Annotated in this window: 15 protein-coding genes; 13 read left to right on the top strand and 2 right to left on the bottom strand. The window is 37.7% G+C overall.

Annotated elements, in window-relative coordinates:
• Window positions 1-11 precede the first annotated feature (11 nt).
• The 12 genes from rlmN (at window position 12) to crcB (ending at window position 14,807) form a co-directional block, all read left to right on the top strand.
• Entirely contained in the window at window positions 12-1,160 is a 1,149-nt protein-coding gene (gene rlmN / locus DM558_RS05830; RefSeq protein WP_127162615.1) for a 23S rRNA (adenine(2503)-C(2))-methyltransferase RlmN, read from the top strand.
• Window positions 1,161-1,174: 14 nt separating this feature from the next.
• Entirely contained in the window at window positions 1,175-1,960 is a 786-nt protein-coding gene (pilW, locus tag DM558_RS05825) for a type IV pilus biogenesis/stability protein PilW (RefSeq protein ID WP_127162613.1), read from the top strand.
• Window positions 1,957-2,889 (top strand): RodZ domain-containing protein, encoded by a 933-nt coding sequence (locus DM558_RS05820; RefSeq protein ID WP_127162611.1) that lies wholly within the window; start codon window positions 1,957-1,959, stop codon window positions 2,887-2,889. Before pilW ends, DM558_RS05820 begins: the two co-directional genes overlap by 4 nt.
• A gap of 6 nt (window positions 2,890-2,895) precedes the next feature.
• Window positions 2,896-3,999: a flavodoxin-dependent (E)-4-hydroxy-3-methylbut-2-enyl-diphosphate synthase gene (ispG, locus tag DM558_RS05815; protein WP_127162609.1), complete on the top strand. Its 1,104-nt coding sequence runs from the start codon at window positions 2,896-2,898 to the stop codon at window positions 3,997-3,999.
• Window positions 4,000-4,035: 36 nt separating this feature from the next.
• Window positions 4,036-5,316: a histidine--tRNA ligase gene (hisS, locus tag DM558_RS05810; RefSeq protein WP_127162607.1), complete on the top strand. Its 1,281-nt coding sequence runs from the start codon at window positions 4,036-4,038 to the stop codon at window positions 5,314-5,316.
• A gap of 16 nt (window positions 5,317-5,332) precedes the next feature.
• Window positions 5,333-5,986 carry a YfgM family protein gene (locus DM558_RS05805; RefSeq protein ID WP_127162605.1) on the top strand — a complete coding sequence of 218 codons (654 nt, stop codon included), beginning with the start codon at window positions 5,333-5,335 and terminating at the stop codon, window positions 5,984-5,986.
• Complete coding sequence (gene bamB, locus DM558_RS05800) at window positions 5,986-7,122, top strand: outer membrane protein assembly factor BamB (RefSeq protein WP_127162603.1); 1,137 nt, start codon at window positions 5,986-5,988, stop codon at window positions 7,120-7,122. Before DM558_RS05805 ends, bamB begins: the two co-directional genes overlap by 1 nt.
• Before the next feature lie 466 nt (window positions 7,123-7,588).
• A complete protein-coding gene (pheS, locus tag DM558_RS05795) occupies window positions 7,589-8,605 on the top strand; it encodes a phenylalanine--tRNA ligase subunit alpha (protein ID WP_127162601.1) in 1,017 nt (338 codons plus the stop codon).
• A gap of 32 nt (window positions 8,606-8,637) precedes the next feature.
• On the top strand, window positions 8,638-11,019 hold the full coding sequence (gene pheT, locus DM558_RS05790; RefSeq protein WP_127162599.1) for a phenylalanine--tRNA ligase subunit beta: 2,382 nt from the start codon (window positions 8,638-8,640) through the stop codon (window positions 11,017-11,019).
• 2 nt (window positions 11,020-11,021) lie between these two features.
• Window positions 11,022-11,339: an integration host factor subunit alpha gene (locus tag DM558_RS05785; RefSeq protein WP_127162598.1), complete on the top strand. Its 318-nt coding sequence runs from the start codon at window positions 11,022-11,024 to the stop codon at window positions 11,337-11,339.
• 490 nt (window positions 11,340-11,829) lie between these two features.
• On the top strand, window positions 11,830-14,223 hold the full coding sequence (locus DM558_RS05780) for an autotransporter outer membrane beta-barrel domain-containing protein (protein WP_127162596.1): 2,394 nt from the start codon (window positions 11,830-11,832) through the stop codon (window positions 14,221-14,223).
• Between the two features lie 194 nt (window positions 14,224-14,417).
• Window positions 14,418-14,807, top strand: coding sequence for a fluoride efflux transporter CrcB (crcB, locus tag DM558_RS05775; protein ID WP_127162594.1), 390 nt, complete (start codon window positions 14,418-14,420; stop codon window positions 14,805-14,807).
• Between the two features lie 11 nt (window positions 14,808-14,818).
• Here the strand turns inward: crcB and DM558_RS05770 are convergent, their stop codons facing one another.
• Both DM558_RS05770 and DM558_RS05765 read right to left on the bottom strand, forming a co-directional pair.
• Window positions 14,819-16,762, bottom strand: a complete 1,944-nt coding sequence (locus DM558_RS05770) for a M48 family metallopeptidase (protein ID WP_127162592.1) — start codon at window positions 16,760-16,762, stop codon at window positions 14,819-14,821.
• Window positions 16,763-16,780: 18 nt separating this feature from the next.
• A complete protein-coding gene (locus DM558_RS05765; RefSeq protein ID WP_127162590.1) occupies window positions 16,781-17,371 on the bottom strand; it encodes a LemA family protein in 591 nt (196 codons plus the stop codon).
• Window positions 17,372-17,795: 424 nt separating this feature from the next.
• On the opposite strand from DM558_RS05765, the gene pduB reads away from it, so the two are divergent.
• Window positions 17,796-18,590 carry a propanediol utilization microcompartment protein PduB gene (gene pduB, locus DM558_RS05760; protein ID WP_127162588.1) on the top strand — a complete coding sequence of 265 codons (795 nt, stop codon included), beginning with the start codon at window positions 17,796-17,798 and terminating at the stop codon, window positions 18,588-18,590.
• Window positions 18,591-18,658 lie beyond the last annotated feature (68 nt).

The raw sequence follows: 18,658 nt of genomic DNA, 5'->3' as shown, positions 1-18,658 counted from the left end.
GGTAGTTGTTTATGAGTAATGCGACTGATAAGTTAAATTTGCTGGGGCTGAATCAGTCGCAGCTTGAAACGTTTTTTGAGTCTATTGGTGAAAAACGTTTTCGTGCTGGGCAATTGATGAAATGGATTCATCATTTTGGTATTGATAACTTCGATGATATTACTAATTTTGGTAAGGTATTAAAAGAAAAGTTAAAAGAAAAGGCAGAGATACGTGGCCCTGAGATTGTTAGTCAAAATATATCACAAGATGGTACACGTAAGTGGATTGTTAAGGTAGATTCTGGAAATCTAATAGAAACGGTCTATATACCGCAAAATAACCGAGGTACACTTTGTGTTTCATCACAGGCAGGTTGTGGTTTAGATTGTAGTTTTTGCTCAACAGGTAAACAAGGGTTTCATAGTAATTTAACCGCAGCAGAAATTATTGGACAAGTTTGGATTGCTAATAAGTCATTTGGAACAATCCCTGGTAAAATTGACCGTGCAATTACCAATGTGGTTTTGATGGGTATGGGGGAGCCATTACTTAACTTTGATAATGTTATTGTTGCTATGCAAATGATGATGGATGACTTAGGGTATGGTATTTCAAAGCGTAAAGTGACGCTTTCTACCTCTGGTGTTGTTCCAATGATTGAAGAACTCGCTAAGCATGTAGATGTCTCTTTAGCCATATCGCTTCATGCACCAAATAATGAGCTGCGTAATCAGCTCGTACCGATTAATAAAAAATATCCATTAGAACAACTATTAGAAGCAGGATTAAAATATATTTCAGGTTTAGGGGAAAAAAGAGTTTTAACGATAGAGTATACTTTATTAAAAGGTGTTAATGATCAGCCAGAACATGCTGAACAACTGATTGCTTTGTTGAAAGATGTCCCGTGTAAAATTAATTTAATTCCGTTTAATCCATTTCCTCATTCAGGGTATGAGCGCCCAAGTAATAATGCTGTACGACGTTTCCAAGATATGCTTTATAATGCTGGGTTTAATGTGACTACTCGTACCACAAGAGGAGAAGATATTGATGCGGCTTGTGGGCAATTGGTCGGACAAATAAAAGATAGAACAAAACGCAGTGCGCGTTATATTGCAGTGCGTGATTTGAGTTCGCAAGAGGTTGGCTCTACGAGCTCTATAGAAATTAAGTAGTTAGGAATAGACTAATGAAAATAGTTAAGTTATTGAAAGTATTTTTTGTTACAGTTATTTGTATTGCCGTGATTGGTTGTGTTACAGAGGTCAGTGGTAAACGAGGTGCATTAAATACAGAGAAGGGTAGACAAGAAGCAGTCCAGGCTTATATTGATTTGGCTTTAGGTTATATACGTGAAGGGCAAACGGAAGAAGCTAAACAACCACTGGTTGATGCTCTTAAGATAGAACCAAATAGTGCCGACGTTAATGCTATGATTGCCTACGTTTTTCAACTTGAACAAAATTATAAAGATGCTGATATATATTTTAAGAAAGCGCTTTCATCGGATCCTTCTAGCTCAAGAATTTTAAATAATTATGGGGTATTTCTTTTTTCACAGAACCGTTTAGATGAGTCTAAAAAATATTTTTTAAAGGCCTTGGATGATCCCTTTTATTCTGAACGATCAATGGTATTTGAAAATATAGGGCTAGTTGAGTTACAACAGAATAATTTGGTAAAAGCAGAGGAAAACTTCCGTCAGGCACTGTTATTGAATAGGAGTCGAGTAGTTTCAACTCTTGGATTAGCGCAGGTCTATGGACAAAAGAAAAATTATCCGGCAGCGCTTAATTATTATAATAATTATGTCAATATGATGGGAGATGCTCAGAGTCCCCAAGGATTGTTGCTAGGTATTCGCTTATCTAATGCAATGAATGATAAAACCAGTGCTGCAAAGTATGCGATGCAACTTGAGCAGTTATACCCAAAATCTGTTGAGTATCGAGAATATAAGGCAGGAAGTAAATGAGTACTGATCCAAACAAAACGAATGAAGTTTCTCAACCATGCCAGTTGCTAAAAGCTGAGCGTGAAAAGCGTGGTATCACGACCAAGCAGATCGCAGATGTTTTAAATTTACCGGAGCGTTTTATTATTTTTTTAGAAGCAGGCGAGTTTAGTAAACTACCTGGAGCTACTTTTACCCGCGGGTATATCCGCAATTATGCAAAATATCTTGAGTTAACAAATATAGACGAATTGGTCGGCACATTCGATGCTTGTGTGGGAAATGATGCTACTGACACGAGGGTGCTCGACTTTAAACAAATAAAACGTATAAAGAGTATCTCAAATAGCATTTATTGGCTTGTAAGTTTTGTGGTTTGTTTAATCCTTGCGGGTATTGTTTTTTTAATATGGCAACATTTTGTAAATTCGAATACTAATCAAACGATCCCGAGTGAAAATGGAGCGATCATTGTGGAGCCCGGTTCTACTGCATCGACCGTTTTACAAGAGCAAAATACTATACCCGTTATTTCAACGGATAGTTCTACGTTGCCTTTGGCGCTTAATAATACAACACAACTAGCGACTGATAATGCTCTTTCGCCCGTTAATACAGATAAAGACGCTGTAAGTGAAACTAATATACAAGATCAGTCAGAGCAAAATGATGCAAATGCTCAAGAAAATGCTAAGCCAAGCTTGAAAAAAGGCGAGGGACTTATTGAAGCAAATTTTAAAGCAAATTGTTGGGTGAGTATAACTGATGCTACCGGCAAGGTTTTAGTGAGTAAGCTCTTTACGGCCAATACCCATCTAAATATTTCGGGTAAAGCACCGCTTGATGTGGTTTTAGGAGCACCTTCGGCTGTATCTATGAGTTATAATGGAGAGCCAGTACAACTCAACCAAACATCAAACTCAACACATCGAATTAAATTAGGTAAATAAGCCTTTATGAATACCTTATCCCCTTTAAAGCGCCGTATTTCTAGGAAAATATATGTTGGTGATGTTGCCGTTGGTGGGGATGCGCCAATCAGTGTACAAAGCATGACTAACACTGAAACCTGTGATGTGGCGGCAACAGTTGATCAAATACAGCGACTTGAAAAGGCGGGTGCTGATATTGTTCGAGTTTCAGTGCCAAGTATGGAAGCTGCTGAAGCTTTTGGACAAATCAAAAAGCAAGTGAAAATACCTCTGGTCGCTGATATTCATTTTGATTATACCATCGCATTAAGAGTTGCAGAGTTGGGTGTGGATTGTTTACGAATTAATCCCGGTAATATTGGTAGAGAAGATCGTGTAAGAGCGGTTGTCGATGCGGCTAAAGATAAAAATATACCCATTCGTATTGGTGTGAATGCAGGTTCTTTAGAGAAAGACTTGCAAAAAAAGTATGGGGAACCAACGCCAGCGGCATTAGTTGAGTCTGCTTTACGGCATATTGATTATTTAGATAAGCTAGATTTTCAAAACTTTAAGGTTAGCGTTAAAGCATCCGATGTATTTATGGCGGTTAGTGCCTATCGCTTATTAGCTGAACAAATCGAGCAACCACTGCATCTTGGTATTACTGAGGCAGGTGGTTTGCGGTCGGGTACGGTTAAATCTGCTGTAGGGCTCGGTATCCTATTAAATGAAGGTATCGGTGATACTTTACGTATTTCTTTGGCCGCAGACCCTGTTGAAGAAGTAAAAGTAGGATTTGATCTATTAAAATCGCTTAAACTACGTTCGCGAGGTATTAATTTTATCGCTTGTCCGAGTTGTTCACGGCAGAATTTTGATGTTGTTAAAACAATGAATGAATTAGAAACAAGGTTAGATGACTTGTTAGTTCCGATGGATGTAGCTGTTATTGGCTGTGTGGTTAATGGGCCAGGAGAAGCAAAAGAAGCTGATCTAGGGTTAGCAGGAGGTTCCCCTAATAATCTTGTTTATATTGATGGGAAACCTGCACAGAAATTATCAAATGACTACTTTATTGATGAGCTGGAGCGTTTAATTAGAGAAAAAGCGCGCCAAAAACAAAACGCTATTATCGCTCGTGGCTAATCGCATAGTTAAAAGTTATTTTAAGGAATTATTTTGATGGTAGAAGCATTACAAGCTATTACAGGAATGAATGATATATTGCCAGAGCAAACGCCTGTTTGGCAGTATTTTGAAGAGACCGTAACTGATCTATTAGCCAGTTATGGGTACAAACAAATCCGTACACCTATTATGGAGTATACAGGGCTATTTAAGCGCTCTATAGGTGAAGTGACGGATATTGTAGAAAAAGAAATGTATACGTTGGATAAGGAAGACGGTAAATCTTATGCGCTTCGCCCAGAAAATACAGCGGCGGTTGTTAGATCGATGATTGAGCATGGTTTAACCCATGCTGGACGTGTACAAAAACTTTGGTATTATGGTCCAATGTTTCGCCGTGAGCGCCCCCAAAAAGGGCGCTACCGGCAATTTCATCAAATAGGGGTAGAGGTATTTAATTTAGCGGGTCCAGATATTGATGCAGAGTTGATCGCTTTAACGTGGCGACTATGGAAATTACTAGGCATTGAAAGTGCTGTTACTTTAGAGTTAAATAGTTTGGGTAGCTTAGAAGCACGTAATAACTACAAAGCCGCATTGGTTGATTATTTAACAACTTATAAAGATCAGTTAGATAAAGATAGTCAATCTCGTTTATCTACAAACCCATTGAGAATACTTGATACAAAAATTGAATCAACAAAGACTATTTTAGTCAATGCGCCTAAGTTTACCGACTTTATTGATGAAGATTCATCTGAGCATTTTAAAGGTTTACTCATGCGTCTTGATACATTGGGTATTCCATATGTCCTTAATACGAACTTAGTTCGTGGTTTGGATTATTATAATAAAACAGTTTTTGAGTGGACAACTACAGCATTAGGCGCCCAAGGTACCGTATGTGGTGGTGGGCGTTATGATGGATTATTTGAGCAAATAGGGGGTAAGCCTACTTTTGGCGTTGGTTTTGCCATGGGTGTAGAAAGACTTATTCTTTTATTGAAAGAACTAGGTAAAATACCCACAGCGCTAAATCAGTTAGATTGTTATTTTGTGGCGGTAGGTGAAGGTACTGATGCGTTAGCACTTAAATTGTCTGAGCAGATACGAGACCAATTTCCACAGTTAAAATTACAGGTTAATACAGGCGGTGGCAATTTTAAAAATCAACTTAAAAAAGCAGACAATAGTTGCGCTCGTTATGCACTTATTTTGGGTGAAAATGAATTGTCGCAACAAAAGTTAGTTTGTAAGCCATTAAGAGATGATACGCCCCAACAACTAGTAGACTGGGCAGATATCGCAAGCCATCTAAAACAGTTATTAAAGTAAATAGGAGTTATCGGTAGTGACTACACGCATTGAAAATGAAGAAATAGAAGAGTTAAAAAGTTTTTGGAACTCATACGGTAAACCTATTTTTATTGGTGTTTTATTAGCTATTGCTATTGTCTCGGTATGGAAGTTTTGGGAAAACCACCAAATTGCAAATAAAGTAAAAGAAGCTCAGAACTATCAGTTATTGATCTTTGCTATGTCTCAGCCACTGGATAAAGTGAATGAAGCAGACGTTATTTCAATCGCAGACCAACTACAAAAAGCTAATCCTGATAGCTATTATGCACAATATGCAAAATTTTATTTAGCTAAATTAGCGGTTAGTCAGAATAAATTAGATGATGCTGCTAAAGCATTAAAAGCGGTATTAGATAAGCCTGCGGATGCAGCGTTAGGTGAGTTGTCTAGAGAGCGTTTGGTACGCGTGTTGTTAGCTCAGAATAAACTAGATGAAGCTTTTGCTTTATTACAAGCTCCTGTGGAAAAAGAGTTTGTTACAACTCGTGAAGAGTTAAAAGGTGATGTGCTTTTAAAACAGAGCAAAATAGATCAAGCTCGTGAAGCTTATAGGGCAGCCTTGGCAGCCGCAGAAGCAGATAAATTAGGTAATCAATTGATTATTAAGCTTAAACTAAACAATCTTGCACAAGAGGATATTAAATAATGTGGCGTAAAATACTGGTTATTTTTTCTGTTGCATTATTAGTCGTAGGGTGCAGTAGTGGTTCAAAAGAGCTACCTCCCGCTGAATTAGTAAAGTTTAATCCCGAGATTGAGCTGAGTGTCGCTTGGTCACGCTCAATAGGGGATGGGCAGGGGGATCTCTATAATCGATTAACTCCTGCGATTGATGGTAATATGATCTATGCCGCTGATGCAGATGGTTTAGTGATTGCCATGGATCGTTTTACGGGTAAAGTTCAGTGGAAAAAGAAGTTAAAAAAACCTGTGTCAGGCGGTGTTACTGTTGAATATGGTGTGGTTTTATTAGGTACCATGAAAGGCGAAATTATCGCACTTGAAAGTAGTTCTGGTGATGTGAGATGGACTGCCCAAGTCAATAGTGATGTATTGGCTCCTCCGGTTACTAACGGAAGTGAGGTAGTTTTACAAACAGGGGCAGATAGCTTATTTGCCTTTGATATTGTAACGGGTACACAGCTATGGCGGTATGATAACTCACCTGCTATTTTGACATTAAGGGGCACAAGTACTCCTGTTATTACTCAAAATACAGCTATTTTCGGGCTTTCAACAGGCCAAATTATCGCACTTGATGTAAAGAAAGGTATTCCTTTATGGGGGCAAGTCATTGCAATCCCTAAAGGTCGTTCAGAATTAGAGCGTATGGTAGATATAAACAGTAAATTATTAGTATCTAATAATATCTTATACGTTGTTACTTATCAGGGGCAATTAGCCGCAGTAGACTCAAACTCTGGTCGTATTTTATGGCAAAGACCTGCTTCAAGTTATACTGGGCTATCTCTACATTCAAATACCTTGTTCCTTACTTTAGCAGATGGAACCGTTCAAGCAATTGAAGAGCGTAACTCGACAGAGTTGTGGTCAAATAATCAATTATTACGTCGCCAATTATCAGGCCCAGCAGCTTTCTATAACTATGTGGCTGTTGGAGATTTTGAAGGATACTTACACTTAATGAGTCAAGCGGATGGGCATTTTGTTGCTCGACGTAAGATAGGCAGTGGTGGTTTGCGTGTACAACCAATAGTTGTTGATAATATGATGTATGTTTTTGGCAATGGTGGCAAATTAGTAGCCTTAACGATTAAGTAGTTTCTCTTAGTTAGTGATAAAGCTATCACCTTGTGTGATGGCTTTATTTTTTTGAAATCAAGTTAGTGTTACTTAAATATCACTCCTTTTCCCTGATTCGTCATTCTTTAGTCTTTATTATGTGATTTATAAGTCGATTATATGCGCTTTATTTGTGTTAATTCGTTGGTTAGACTTTACGTTAAGCATATCTAATTCTAAATGTTGCTAGCTATGGTTTCTGGTTAAAAAAATCTGTTACCATTCGTATTATTGTCCAATGATAAAACTACTCGAAATAGGTTTTAACGTGCTCATCCGATAGCCTTTTTGTTTTGGCTACTTCTCCTGTCTATGAGGAGGAAGGCATTAATTAGTGATGCAACAAAACCTTAAATATGTTAATTTTATCTAATAGTATGCTCGTAAAAAGGAAAAGTGTATAATTTCGTATTCTTTATTTTAATTATGTATTTGGGGCTTGTGGATGGAAAATCTGGATGAGTTAGTTGTTAAAGCTTTGCAGTTGATAACTGCGGCAAATGATATTAATGAGTTAGAACAATTACGCGTGCAGTATTTAGGTAAAAAAGGTGAGTTAACACAAGTAATGAAATTATTGGGGAACTTATCTCCAGAAGAGCGTCCTAAGGTGGGTGCTTTAATTAATGAGGCTAAAGAAAAGGTTCAGGCCGCATTAAATAATTGTAAGAGTGTTTTAGAGCAAGAAAAACTTAATAAAAAACTAGAAGCAGAACAGATCGATGTTACATTGCCCGGTCGTGGCCAAATTTCTGGTAGTATCCACCCAATTACTCGTACTTTAGAAAGAATTGAGAGTTTTTTTACTAATATTGGTTACAGCGTAGAGGAAGGTCCCGAAGTTGAAGATGATTATCATAACTTTGAGGCATTAAATATTCCAGGGCATCATCCTGCCCGTGCTATGCATGATACCTTTTACTTTAACGCTAATATGCTGTTGCGTACCCATACATCACCTGTTCAAGTACGTACGATGGAAGCTAAAAGGCCACCTATCCGTGTGGTGTGTCCTGGGCGTGTTTATCGCTGTGACTCAGATATGACACACTCGCCAATGTTTCATCAAGTCGAAGGCTTATTAGTTGATACAGATATTAGCTTTGCTGATTTAAAAGGAACAATCGAAGAATTTTTGCGTGTTTTCTTTGAAAAACAATTTGAAGTTCGTTTTAGGCCTTCTTTTTTCCCTTTCACTGAACCTTCTGCAGAAGTAGATATTCAGTGTGTAATGTGTAGCGGGAAAGGTTGTCGTGTTTGTAAGCAAACAGGTTGGCTAGAGGTAATGGGGTGTGGAATGGTTCATCCGAATGTATTACGTATGTCGGGTGTTGATCCTGAAGTATATTCAGGTTTTGCTTTTGGTATGGGGGCCGAGCGCTTAGCGATGTTGCGTTATGGTGTTAATGATTTACGTCTGTTCTTTGATAACGATTTGCGATTTTTATCCCAATTTCGTTAATAAGCTATTAATATTAAATAGAGGAGAACAGTATGAAATTCAGTGAAAATTGGTTACGTAGTTTAGTAAATCCCACGGTTTCCCAAGAAGAATTAGTTGCCCGTTTATCGATGGCTGGCCTAGAAGTTGATGGGGTTGATCCTGTTGCTGAAGCTTTTTCGGGTGTTGTTGTCGGGGAAATAGTTGCGATAGAACAGCATCCTGATGCAGATAAGTTACGTGTTTGTCAGGTCAGTAATGGCTCTGACACCTTTCAAGTTGTTTGTGGTGCCCCTAACGCAAGACAAGGGATAAGAATTCCTTTTGCGATGATTGGTGCAAAATTACCAGGTGATTTTTCTATTAAGAAGGCAAAATTACGTGGTGTCGAATCTAATGGAATGCTTTGCTCTGCGAAAGAGCTTGGTTTAAGTGATGATAATGCGGGTCTGATGGAGTTACCTTGTGACTCGCCTGTTGGTAAAGATCTACGAGATTACTTAGATTTAAATGATATTGTTGTTGAGGTTGATTTAACCCCGAATCGTGGTGATTGCTTATCCCTACGTGGTATCGCTCGAGAAGTAGGTGCTCTTTATAAGCAACCTATGGAAGAGTTAGTAATAGATGAAGTACAACCCACAGCTGATGATAAAGTAAGTGTTGATGTCATAAGTTCTAAAGATTGTCCACGCTATGTTAGCCGAGTGATTAAGGATGTTGATGTTTCCAAACCAACTCCCATGTGGATGGTAGAGAGATTGCGCCGCTCAGGGATTCGTAGTATTGATGCGGTTGTGGATGTGACTAACTATGTAATGATTGAGTTAGGCCAACCGATGCATGCCTTCGATCTTGAAGAAATTGATAAAGGCCTTGTGGTCAGAATGGCTCATGAAAATGAGACATTGACCTTGCTTAATGGACAAGGAATAACATTACGCAGTGATACATTATTAATTACCGACCATGCCAAACCGCTAGCAATCGCCGGTGTTATGGGAGGAGAGCACAGTGGTATTAGCTCTAAAACAAAAGACTTGTTATTAGAGGCTGCCTTTTTTAATACGATAACTGTTGCTGGTAAGGCTCGTTCTTATGGGTTACATACAGATGCTTCTCATCGTTTTGAAAGGGGCGTTGATTGGCAGCTAGCGCCCTTAGCGATGGAGCGTGCGACAGCGTTATTGCTCGATATTGTTGGAGGTAGTGCTGGACCTGTCGTTGATGTTGTGAGTAAGTCAGATTTGCCTACAATAAATCATATTGTATTACGTGCTGAGCGTCTTAATAAGATTTTAGGCATCGCACTTTCTGATAAAGAAGTTGAGCAATTATTATTGCCGTTGGGCTTAACGTTACAAGTCAAGTCGGCAGGTATATGGGATGTCACTGTTCCTAGTTATCGCTATGATATTGCAATTGAAGAGGACCTTGTGGAAGAGATCGCAAGACTTTATGGCTATAACCATCTTCCTGTACGTTACCCTCAAGCACGTCTTGCTCCACATGCTAATAAGCAGGAAGCAGAGCTTAATAAAAAGACGTTGCGCGATATTTTAGTTGCAAGAGGCTATCAAGAAAATATTACCTATAGTTTTATTGACCCTAAACTATTTAAATTATTTAATCCAGACCAAGAACCGCTATTATTGGCAAACCCTATTTCTAGTGATATGTCTGCTATGCGCGTATCATTGTGGCCAGGGCTTATTAAATCATTGCAGTATAATATCAATAGACAGCAAGATAGAGTTCGTATTTTTGAGTGTGGTTTGAGTTTTAAAGGGCAGTTAGCTGATTTAAAACAAGAAAGTATGATTGCTGGCTTAATCATGGGTACTCGCTTACCGCAAGGGTGGGCTAATGCCAAAGACCGTGTTGATTTTTATGATGTAAAAGGGGATGTTGAAGCAATATTAGGTTTAGTTGGTTCGCTAGAGCAATACCAATTCTCTCCAACACAGCATACGGCGCTCCATCCTGGGCAAGCTGCCGCTATAATGCGCGAGGGTACTCCTGTTGGTTATGTTGGGGCATTGCATCCAGAACTAGCTAAAATACTTGATATAGATGTTCCTGTTTATTTGTTTGAGTTGTCTTTGGGTAAAATCCAACAGGGGATTTTACCAGCATTTAAGGAGTTATCTCGTTTTCCAGAAGTAAGTCGTGATTTATCCGTCTTAATTGATAAATCAGTTATAGCTGATAAATTTATATCGACTATAAAAGCGGCCGCAGGAGATTATTTAACAAAAATACAATTATTTGATATTTATGAGGGAAGTGCTATTGGTGACAATCAAAAAAGTATTGCTGTGCGTCTTAGCTGGAGGCATCCAGAGCGTACATTAACTGATGATGATATCAATATATTCTTTCAGGCTATCATTGTTGTATTAGAAGAGCAGTTTAATGCTACATTGAGGAAGTAAATATGAGCACTTTGACAAAGGCCGAAATGGCTGAATCCCTAATTAATCAGCTTGGTTTGCCAAAGCAAGAAGCGAAAGAGTTGGTTGAAGATTTTTTTGAGGAAATAAAAGGAGCTTTAGCTGATAATACAATGGTGAAGTTATCAGGATTTGGTAACTTTGAGCTTCGTAATAAGAGCGAACGTCCGGGACGAAATCCAAGGACAGGAGAGGAGGTTGCTATTACAGCAAGGCGTGTCGTAACTTTTCATCCTGGACAGAAGCTTCGAGCCAAAGTTGATAGCAATATTGAAGGGTTATTAAAGACCTTAGATAAATAGCAGTTGATAAAAAGCGCATAAAAATAATTATGCGCTTTTTGTTACGAAAGATTTTACCTTCATCACCTTTTTATTTCATCTAAGGCATTACTATATACAAGAACGCTATACATGCATCATTGTTTTTAGTTTATTTATAATAATGAGTAATAAAGACATTTGTTTAATTGGTTTTGTTCTAAGCAATTAGCTAGTTCCCCCTCTTTTATTTTTCTCAAGTATTTAACGTGTGTTTGAGAAAAATTGCACTTTGACCCTCAAATAAAAACTTTTATCTAAGTTTATTTATAGTTAATCAATTTCAAATTGTATTCTTAGTTGTGTAACTAAGAGGGAATTTATTTTCAGTTTGCTTTGCACTACTAAAGTATATATTATAAGTAAATATATAATTTTATGCTTTAGTCTTATGTTTAAATGATTAAACAAATGTTAGGCCGAAATGATGATTAATAGTGAAATATGATTTTATTTGCAGGGTTTTTGTAGCATGAAAAAAAATGGATCTAAAAAAACTTCCTCCTATGCGAGTTGGGGATATATTGTTTGTGGTTTGCTCAGTGTTATTCAAGTTCAGGTTGTATGGGGAGATAATATCATCTATTCCGATACCTCTCCTGACTCTTTACAAACGGCACCTAGTTGGTTATTGCCGAGTACAGCAACCCCCGCAGAGACCAGTGCAGTTCTTTTTCCAGGTAGTACAACAGCATGGACACCTTCAGGTTCATCGGTAACGATTGATTATACTTTAGGTGCTAAACAAGACCCTTCTTATGTGGCCGGTGGCTTGGATAGTAATAATGACTCTCAAGTACAAAATAATGTTGTTACTATAAATAATGGGAATGTTACTAATAGCGTTTATGGCGGAATAAGCCGCTTTTCCTCATCCTCTGGGATGGTCATTAATAATCAGGTGATCATTAATCGTGGGACCGTAGGCGTAGAGGTTATTGGTGGTAGTGCTGATGGCTGGGGCTCATCAATTCAGGTCACGGATAATCACGTTAAACTAAATGCTGATGCGGTAGTCAATGGTGCTGTTAAAGGGGGGTATGGGTATGGAAACAGTACGATACCTGGGTATGTTAGTGTCGATAATAATACTGTCGAAGTTAATGGTGGTGAAGTCCGTGGGGATATTTATGGAGGAAGTGCAACAGGAAGTCAACAATCTGTTTCAGAAATAACGGCTAATCAAAATACAGTGATTCTTAATGGTGCAAATATCATCAATAGCAGTGGCATTATCTCTGGTGGATTAGTTGAACATGAAGGGCAAAGTAATAATTCAACATCAAGTGCAAATGCAAATAAAGTATTTATTAATGGCGGTAGTATCGATGTTTCTGCTATCTATGGTGGGTCTGTTGGTGCACAGTTTGCAGAAGCGATAAATAATACTGTTGAGATTAAAGGTGATCCTGCTTTTAATCAAACCGATCTCTACGGTGGTTGGTTTAATAGTAATTACACGCCAACCAGCCTTGATGCGTTTACGGGTAATACGCTTAATGTATACGCAGATAAACCTATTTCAGTTGGTAATGTAGGTAATTTTCAAAATTATAATTTTAAGTTAGAGCCTTCTCTTGCGAATAGTTCAACAGCTTTAATGACAGCTGATAATATTAGTTTTGGTAATAATGCAACAAACGATTCAAGCTATGTGGCTGGTGATAATACAACTTATAAATTATCTAACGTTAATGTTGTAGGTGTTAATTCTGGAAATATTTTACAAGTCAATGATAAGTTTATTTTAGCTCAAGATAACTCAGGGAGTATCGATGCAGGAAAAGTTTCTCTCGGCATTGGTGGAACAGGTGTTAATACAGGTATTAGCCAAGTTCAGCAGGGAATATCGTTACTTTATAATGTAAAAACAGAAGTTATTGGTAATCAAATAGTTACAACAGTACAACCAAGTGCTGGAGCTGGTTCGGTGGTTTCTGTTAATCCTCAATTAAAAGCTTTAATGGAGGGTCGTTTGGCAGCAGCTATGCTTGTGACAAGAGGTGGCGATAATATTGCCTATAATTTAAGTAGTTTCCTTAGTGATCCGGCATTTGTAAATGGCTTTACCCCTTTTGTTGATATAAGAACAGATAGTTCTCGATACAACAGTGGGTCGCATATTAATGCCGATGAACATTTGTTAACCGCTGGATTAGCTTATAAATATAATAATCTTTCCTCAGCGATTGCTTATGAGCAAGGTTGGGGAAGTTATGATAGCCATAACAGCTTCTATACAGGAAAAGTCCATGGCAAGGGGCATAACGAATACTATGGTATGGCAATGTTGGGACGTTATTCTTTTGAAAACGGCCTGTATGCTGATGCGAGTTTTCGGTTTGGTCGTTTAAAAAATAAATTTAATAGCAGTGATATTGTAAACATAGCATCTGGCGAGTATGCAAGATATACGATAAAGAGTGGTTATCAAAGTGCTCATTTGGGAACAGGCTATGTTTATAAAATTAATGAACGTCAGCGTTTAGACCTTTCAGTTAAATATCTATGGACAAGAACACCTGATGCCAATAAAACAATTGCAGGTGATAACATCCATTTCGACTCATTAAACTCACACCGATTAAGATTTAATGCGGAGGGAACTCAACAACTCAGTCAAAGTGTTTCTGTTTCTCTTGGGTTGGGTTTTGAGAATGAGTTTGATGGTAAACAAGGTGGAAGAACATACGAAACCTTTGGTATCAAGAAAGCTTCGGTTAAGGGTGGAACAGCAATTGCTAGCTTAGCAATGAATTATCGCCCTAAACAAGTGAAGAACCTTTCTATAAAAACTGAATTACAAGGGTATACAGGAAAACGTGAGGGCGGTGGTATCGCTTTAACGGCGTCATATAGCTTTTAAGATTGAGACGTTATACTCTGTTTAGTTATACTAAGAAGGTCATTGAAATATACTGATCAGCAAAGGAATGCTTGATATACTATTAGCATAAAATGTTATTTAGATTTTAATGGCTCATTAGAAGAAAATAATCAATCATGGTGCTTTCTAGTTGGCTAGTTAAGCGACATTTTTTATGGAAGAAAGGTTAGTCTATGTTAAAGTTTGCTTTATTAGTAGGTATCGGTGGTGCGCTAGGTTCCATTATACGTTGGGTTCTAGGGCTTTCTCTTAACTCATTATTTCCAACAATCCCTTTAGGAACATTAGTTGCTAATTTAATAGCAAGTTATTTGATAGGGATTTTTCTTGTTGTTTTTATGAGTAATCCACACATTCCTGCAGAATGGCGTTTATTTATTATAACGGGATGCTTGGGGGGGCTTTCTACTTTTTCTAGTTTCTCTGGTGAAGTCTCAATGCTTTTTTATGAAGGCAAAATAATGTGGGGTAGTTTGGCCGTTGCTAGTCACGTGATTGGCAGTATCATCATGACATTTTTGGGCATAGCGACTGTCACAGCCTTTAAATTTTTCTTGAAATAATTGTTTTACAGTTATAGAGCTATTGGGCAGTCTAGACAAAGTGATAACACCCTAAGCAGTGCATGTTCTTTAGTGGATATTTTATTGTCATGTTCAATGGTTTTTAATATCCCTTGTAAAATAAGTTTACGAACACCCAATGAGGCATATTGAAGTTTAGCCAAACTACTGCTTAGTTTTGTAAAGCTGGGCTTTTCAGGTAATTCTATAGTATCTAATCCTATACTATTTGCTGCTACTTCAAAAGCACGCTGCTGATCGATGATGTTTTCATTAAGATAGGCCGCTATGGTGATAATGTTGGTTGCTTCTTCTTTAACTTGGCTTATATGGTTGTAAAGCGAATTTTGAGCAATAGCCTTGGGGTTAAATTGCCCATCAACTTGGTGAGTAATGAGTTGGTAGAGTAACCATTCTTTTAAAGAAATTGTTTTGTCTGCTTGAATAAAGTGCATTAATATATTTTTAAATGTCTTGTATTGTGTTGCCGATAGGTTTTTTAAAGAAGGAATGGCCTTCTCAATAAACTCCAAGTATCTCTCTTCTGGAATAAGCGATAGGGTTTGATAATAGTCTGTCACAAGATCAGTGTTTTTGATAACTGTGAATTGTTTGGCTCGAATGGATGGAATTTTGTCCATCAAAATGGCAAACATTAAATAACAAGCATCCATAGGTTCTTGGCAAATTGATTCAATTTTTGCAATGGCTTGCTCAGGTGTAGAAACATCGGTATTGAGTAGACTGATAGGCTTGATAAAAGGCAATGCTTCACTGTGAGTCAATGCCGTCCCGACGGCGATAGCCATTGCTATTTGTTTGTCTTTTTGTTTGAACGTTTTTTGAGTTTGAGTTAGTTCAGGATTGTTCTTGTAAGCGATCTCTTGCTCTAGCCTCTCAATATTGGGTTTAATAAATTCTCCTCTCCACCATGGTTCTATACGTAGGATACGTTTTTTCAAAGGAGGGTGGGTGGCCAGTAGCTTTTCATCTACCTGACTGAAGAAAAAATGATTATAAGTAGCTGCGGTGGCTGCATATAATGTTGTGCCAGTCTCTGATCCACCGATTTTTTTTAGTGCAGAGGCAAGTGCTTTGGCATGACGGGTAAATTGTACTGAGGATGCATCGGCTAAATACTCGCGTTGTCGGTTAACCGCGGCTTGCATGATGCGAGCCCACACTTGGCCAATAAAGCCAGCGAGTAAGAGAGCTACTGCTATGACAAGAAGCTGGATGGAGAAACCACCACCTTTTTTCTTATCTCCTGATAAGCCATAACGTGTTCCTTGATTGGCTACGATATAACTAACGGATTTATCTGTATCTCCTTCATTAAAACCAGTGGCTAAATCTAAAAGGGTATAACCTGCTTGAGTGACGAAAATAAAACCGAAAAGTAAGGAAGTGAAGCGTAAGTTAAGCCGCATATCACCATTTAAAATATGACTAAACTCATGCGCTATAACTGCTTGTAGTTCATCACGCGTCAGTAACTCCACACATCCGTAAGTAACGCCTATGACCGCATCATTAATGGTATAGCCAGCTGCAAAAGCATTGATATTAGGTTCATCATCTAAAATATAAACATGAGGAACAGGTAGGCTAGAAGCAATAGCCATTTCTTCCACAACATTCAATAATTGCCGTTCTTTTAGCGTAGCAGCTTTCTTATCAATTAAGCGGCCTCCTAGAGAGATGGCAACTACTCGTCCCCCTTGACGTAAAGAAATATATTTGTATAAAGAAACGAGCAGTGTAATTAGTATTAATGAAGTTAATATTATAGCAAAAAGATTGTTCGGTCTTGTTTTTTCAGAAATCATGAGGTTCAGAGCAAAAGTAATAATTTTGGCACCTATAAAAGGTATTATTACTAATCCTGCAAAAAAAAGTACCACTAGCCAAAATGTTTGGTTTTTTGCTTGATCTTGATATTTAAAAAAGTTCATACTGACTAACCGTTCAGATTAAAAACTAATTTTAGGTGCATTTTGTAGTTCTGAAGAGTCTTCAAATGACAATAAAACAGCATCTTTAAAGTGACCAAATTTCGCAGCAAAGAGATTGGTTGGAAAGGTTTTACGTTGGATATTATAAGCCATGACCGCATCGTTATAGGCCTGTCTTGCGAAAGCAATACGGTTTTCTGTAGATGAAAGTTCCTCAGAAAGTTGCATGATATTCTCATTAGCCTTTAATTCTGGATAAGCTTCTATTTGTAAATTGAAACTAGTCAATGCCTGAGATAGTTGTTTTTCAGCTTGGTTTAATGCAGTGATTGCTGAGGAGTTATCTATATTCCCGGTCACGGCTTTAAGTGCACTTAGGGCTGTATTACGTGCTTCTGTGACTTTTGTGAGCGTATCGCTTTCGTGTTTTAAATAAGCTTTTGCTGTTTCTACCAAGTTAGGAATAAGATCATAGCGACGCTTAAGTTGGATATCAATTTGGGAGAACGCATTTTTAAATTGTTCTTTCAAACTAACCAGTTGATTGTAAAGATAAGCAATAAAGCCAATAATACCTACTAAAATAATGAGAAAAATTAAAAATTTCATTTTTTACATCTCCTTTTGTTTATTACGTGTAATTCTTGCAAATTATTACATGTAATGATAAAAAATAAAACATCTTTAAGAAAAATAAAAAATAAAATTTCATATTTATTGAGGATGTAATACGCTATAGGCTTGGTTTTCTAGAGGTTAGAGTGCTTGTTAAGTATCTTTTATATGATGATGACGACTTATATTTTCTGAGATAAATTTAAAAAATTAGAGAAAATGTTGATTTTAATCAGTGCAAGGCAAAGGGTTTATCTAGAGTATTTATAGTTGCAAGTGAATAGTTAAAACCTAAAAATCAAAAACGACAAAAATATAAACGTAACTTATTATTTATATTGTGTGCTAGCTGTTTGATAGGTTGATGATGTTTTAGAACTATGCTGTAGTCTTTCAGAACTGACTAAAGGTAATGCATATGCAACAAGATGAACTTTCTAAACAGGTTTTTGCAGAAGTCATGAAGCGTCTAAATACCTCTGAAAAAAACAACTCTCCTCAATTTTCTACTAGCCCGTCTCCAATGCCCCCCGAATTTGTTGGTACAGCCATAGGCGATACGATTGGGCTGGTAATCGCTAATGTTGATCCAGCACTACACCAGATGATGAAGTTAGAAAAAGGATACAACGCCATTGGTATTGTTGGTGCTAGAACAGGAGCAGGTCCTCAAATATTAGCCGCTGATGAGGCGGTGAAAGCAAGTAATGTAAAAATCTTATCTATTGAGCTCCCTAGAGATACCAAAGGTGGAGCAGGGCATGGAAGCTTAATTATTTTTGGTGCTGATGACGTGGCTGATGCAAGAAATGCAGTAGAAGTGACCCTGAGTGAGTTAAATCGCACGATGGGAGATGTTTATGGCAATGATGCTGGGCATTTAGAGTTTCAATATACAGCTAGGGCTAATTATGCTTGCCAAAAAGGATTTAATGCGCCAATGAATAAAGCATTTGGTTTAATTGTTGGAGCTCCTGCTGCAATTGGTGTGTTAATGGCTGATGTGGCAGTAAAAGCCGCACAGGTAGATGTGGTTGGCTATGGTTCTCCCGCTAATGGTGGCACTAGCTATTCAAACGAAGCTATCTTAATGATTTCAGGTGATTCAGGTGCGGTAAAGCAAGCAGTTATAGCTGCTAGAGAAGTTGGTTTGCCATTATTGGAGTCTTTGGGTGGTAAGGCAGCCTCGACAACAACACCTTATATTATTTGATCAACCTTTGATAATCGAACTTTTTAGAAGTTATTGAACAAAACACAGTTGTAAATGCATAAAAACTA

The sequence above is a fragment of the Entomomonas moraniae genome, assembly GCF_003991975.1.
Taxonomy (GTDB): Bacteria; Pseudomonadota; Gammaproteobacteria; order Pseudomonadales; family Pseudomonadaceae; genus Entomomonas; species Entomomonas moraniae.
This window is presented reverse-complemented; position numbering and strand designations above follow the sequence as displayed.